This is a genomic window from uncultured Microscilla sp. (genome assembly GCF_947493425.1).
Lineage (GTDB): Bacteria > Bacteroidota > Bacteroidia > Cytophagales > Microscillaceae > Microscilla.
Genome location: NZ_CANLRP010000325.1, coordinates 1 through 3,926, shown reverse-complemented (window position 1 = coordinate 3,926; position 3,926 = coordinate 1). Strand labels below are relative to the sequence as shown.

The 3,926-nt window shown below is 49.6% G+C and carries 6 protein-coding genes; 5 read left to right on the top strand and 1 reads right to left on the bottom strand.

Annotation, left to right across the window (positions count from 1 at the left end):
* The coding region (locus Q0954_RS33185; protein WP_299466115.1) for a phage tail tape measure protein at window positions 1-741 on the bottom strand (741 nt) is incomplete at its 3' end.
* Window positions 742-904: 163 nt separating this feature from the next.
* On the opposite strand from Q0954_RS33185, the gene Q0954_RS33180 reads away from it, so the two are divergent.
* The 5 genes from Q0954_RS33180 to Q0954_RS33160 form a co-directional block, all read left to right on the top strand.
* Window positions 905-1,897, top strand: a complete 993-nt coding sequence (locus Q0954_RS33180) for a hypothetical protein (protein WP_299466112.1) — start codon at window positions 905-907, stop codon at window positions 1,895-1,897.
* Between the two features lie 106 nt (window positions 1,898-2,003).
* Window positions 2,004-2,702, top strand: a complete 699-nt coding sequence (locus tag Q0954_RS33175; RefSeq protein ID WP_299466109.1) for a hypothetical protein — start codon at window positions 2,004-2,006, stop codon at window positions 2,700-2,702.
* Window positions 2,689-3,036 carry a hypothetical protein gene (locus Q0954_RS33170; RefSeq protein ID WP_299466106.1) on the top strand — a complete coding sequence of 116 codons (348 nt, stop codon included), beginning with the start codon at window positions 2,689-2,691 and terminating at the stop codon, window positions 3,034-3,036. Before Q0954_RS33175 ends, Q0954_RS33170 begins: the two co-directional genes overlap by 14 nt.
* Window positions 3,037-3,105: 69 nt before the next feature.
* Complete coding sequence (locus Q0954_RS33165) at window positions 3,106-3,351, top strand: hypothetical protein (protein ID WP_299466103.1); 246 nt, start codon at window positions 3,106-3,108, stop codon at window positions 3,349-3,351.
* A 26-nt stretch (window positions 3,352-3,377) separates the two neighbouring features.
* Window positions 3,378-3,926: hypothetical protein (locus Q0954_RS33160; RefSeq protein ID WP_299466100.1), on the top strand; the 549-nt coding region annotated here is incomplete at its 3' end.

Here is a 3,926-nt window from a genome sequence, read left to right as displayed (position 1 = left end):
GCTTACTCCCAAAGCCCTGGCTGTAGGTGCCAGGTACTTCATACTTTCGGCGAGCATTTCGAGGTTGGTATTACTGGAAGTAATCGTTTTGGCAAATACATCGGCTACCCGGTCGCTTTGGTTAGCGCTGAGCCCGAAGGCAGAGATGGCATTGGAGGCAATGTCGGCGGTGCGCCCCAAGTCCATTCCCGAAGCTGCCGCCAGGTCAAGCACTCCACCCAAGGCACTGGCGGCATCTTTGGCCGAAAAACCCGCCATCCCTAAGTACTCTAAACCTTGCCCCGCTTCCCTGGCGCTGAATTTGGTGCTTTTGCCCATTTCCAGCGCCTTGTTACGCAGCACTTGAAACTCTTCGGCATTGGCATTGCTGATTGCCTGAACCCGGCTCATTTGGGCATTAAAGCCCATACTTTCTTTGGTAGCTACCCCAAAGGCAAGGGTGGCGGCTGCACCCATGGCAAGCAGGGCTTTTTTGAGTCCTTTGAAGGCAGCACTCACCCCCGAAGCTACTACCTGGCGAAGCTTGCCCATTTTGCGGATGACCCTTGAGGCGGCTGCGCCTACAGCGGCTACCGCACGACTTGCCATCGGGAAACGCTCCTGAAACTTGCCCGCTGTTTTGCTTGCCTGAGCACCCAGTTGCTCTACCTTAGACCTGGCTTTTCCAGCTAGTTTGTTTAATTTATCAACCTTGGAACTTGCCAGGTCCCGCATTTTGAGGGCAAACTCGTAGATTTTCATTGATGTAGCGCGTCTGTTTTTTTGCTTGCTATATGCAGTTTTTGAATGAAACTACCTTTACACTTTTCATCATTATGCAACTATTCCGCAACCACATGAGCAAACTCCACTATTTGACGAACTTTTCTTATGAGCTCCCTCCTGTGTTCTGTTTTTTGCCCCCATGCTCACATTCAATACCCAAGTCATATTTACCCCGGCCACTGGTGGTGGTACCAAGTATCTACTGGACAGTTTTACCTCGCTGGAAATCACCAGTTCGTGGAAAAACCTGGGCGATATAGCCATACTTAAGTTGGGCAGGTTACGGGGGCAGTTCAACAAACAACTCAAAGAGGGAGATGGAGTAGAAATCAAGCTGGGCTACGATGGCGAGTTGCATACTGAGTTCAAGGGCTACATTGCCCGGCTACTCCCCAACCAACCCTTCGAGATACATTGCCTGGACAAAGTCTATCATTTGCAGCGCTCTAACCTCAACCAAACCTGGAAGCACACCACTTTGAAGGAGGTAATCGAAACAGCCATCAAGGGCTTTGACATAGAGCTGGTGGATACCCAAGAAGTCCCCGAAATAAAGCTTGCCCCCTTTCGGGTGGCAAACGCCAGCACTGCCAGGGTGTTGCAAAAACTCAAAGACAATTATGGGCTTGCCATGTATTTCCGGGGCAAGCAGTTGTATGTGGGCTTGCCTTATTCAGAGGATGTGACACTGACTACTGGGGTAGATGAAACACCTGTAGTATATGACCTGCAACGCAACGTGCTTGCCACCGAGCTAGAGTATCGCCGCAAGGAGGACATCAAGATCAGACTCAAGGCAACCTCTTATTTGAAAAACAATCAAAAGCTGGAGGTGTACGCGGGCAGCGAAGAAGGCGAACTCAGAACCTGGATTTCGCCCGAACCGATTAACGACAAGGATACTTTGCAAAAAATTGCCAACGAGAAGGTAAAGCTGTACCGCTACGAGGGCTACAAGGGCGGGGTTAAAACCTTGGGCATTCCGCATGTGGTGCATTCGGCGCGTTGCCAAATCCGGGACGCTGACTACCCCGAACGCGAGGGGGTCTATTTTGTAGATGAAGTAAAAACCACGGTGAGCAAAACCGGGGGCTTTAAACGGGCGGTAAAAATTGGAAGGAGGGCACAGTAGGCAGTCACAAGTCTTAGATACCGATGCATATCGGTGCAATTAGCGATGAGCTACAAGTAAACTAAGTTTATTGCATAGTGTAGTTAGGTTAGAGCTGTATTTAATTATGGATGAAAATATCAACGCTTTTATTAATTCTATTCGGCGAATTATGGAGGCATTGCCTGCCGATAGCAAAAACCTTCGGGGTACGGTGGTAGAAGTAGACGAAGCCGAACGCACCTGCGAGGTGCAGCCTTTGGGCGGCGAGGCTCCCTTGCCGGATGTACGCCTGGTGGCAAGTATCGATAGTGAGGTAGTAGGCGGGGTAGTGTTTATTCCTAAAATAGGCAGCTCGGTGATTGTATCGATGCTCGAAGCCTCAGAAAGCGAGGCTTATGTGGCAAAGTTTGGCGAAGTAGAAAAGCTGCTCATTCAGTTCAGCGAAGACAGTGTGGCTGAGCTGAGCGAAGCGGGCTTGAGCTATAAAAATGGGGACTTGGAAGTGAATCTGAGCGCAGATGCCCACCAGTTTGAGATAGGCGATATGAGCTTGCAACTCACCGCTGGCAAGCTGTTGCTCAATGGAGACAGTGCGGGTGGACTGATCAAAATCAAGGAGCTCAAAACCGAGTGGAATAAGAACAAGGCCATTTTGGATGGTTTGGTTCAGGTACTATCTGGTGCCCCCGTGCCCGAACCTGGCAATGGCAGCCCCTCAGCGTTGCAAGCTACCCTCAAGGGAGCTGTGGCGGGTAAACAGACGGGAATGTTTAAAGATTCGATGATTAACAAAAAAGTAATGCACGGCGATGGCGACAACTGACCCTAATAAGTGGCGTAAGGTGACAGATATTTTGCTCTCGGAAGCAGATGACGATTTGACTTTTGAAAACGGCGACTTTGCCTTGGGCGATGCTACCGTGCAGCACCAGGCGCATAACCTGGTGGCCAACAAAGGCGATTTGCGGGCTGCACCCCAAGCGGGCATTGGGCTGGATATTTTTCTAAATGATGAAAACCGGGATTTTAGTGAAATGCGGGCTGAGATTGAGCTGCAACTGGAACTGGACGGGCAAACTATAGAATCGGTGCGCTTTGACATAGATGAGCAAATAGGAGGCGAGTTGGTACGAATTGAAGCGGGGTGGAATAATTAAATGGTTGAATGGTTTCGCTTCGCTAATGGTTAAATGGTTAGCGCAAAGCGATGATATTGATAAATTGTAATGATTCAAATTTATACCACTTATGAGGGGCAAAATATCATAGACCTTGCCTTGCAACTCTATGGAAACCCCCAGGCGTTTTTTATGCTTTTGGATGACAACCCTACACTTTCGCTGGATCAGGAGATTGCGGCAGGTACTGAGGTCAGGTACGACCCTGACAAGGTAGACATTCGTGACTACCCTTTAATCAAATACTTTAAAAATAAACTGCCCCAGGCGGTAATTGTAAAAACAGGAAATTAAATACCGCAAACAAACAAACAACAACCATGGCAAGAACCCTGACCCAAATACGCAATGAACTGCTGGCGGCTAAAGCGGCCGAACCCCGGCTCGATGCCTTGGACTCTCCCTCTAATTTTGCGGTCTGGAGGTTGTGGCTCTATGTGGTGGCCATGGCAGTCTGGACGCTGGAACAACTCTTTGACCGCCACAAGGCAGAAGTAGAAGCAAGACTCGCTCAAAATATTTTTGGTTCAGCGGAATGGTTTGTACTACAGATGAAAAAGTTTCAGTACGGAGACAACCTCGTCAGGGATGAAAACGGGGCGCTGGGCTACGCCCAAATTTCTCCCGAAAAACAAATCATTACCCAGGCGGCCATTTCGGTGGCCAGCGGCAATGACAACGTTGCCACGCTCAAAGTAGCCAAAACAGTAGACGGACAACCTGCACAACTTTCGGCCAGTGAACTCGCCGCCGCAAGGGGTTACATTGACCGTCTCCAACCACCGGGCGCGTATATTCTGGTCAATAGCTTGCCTGGTGATGTAGCGAAGCTCAGCCTGGAAGTATACTACAATCCTTTGCTGGAAGCT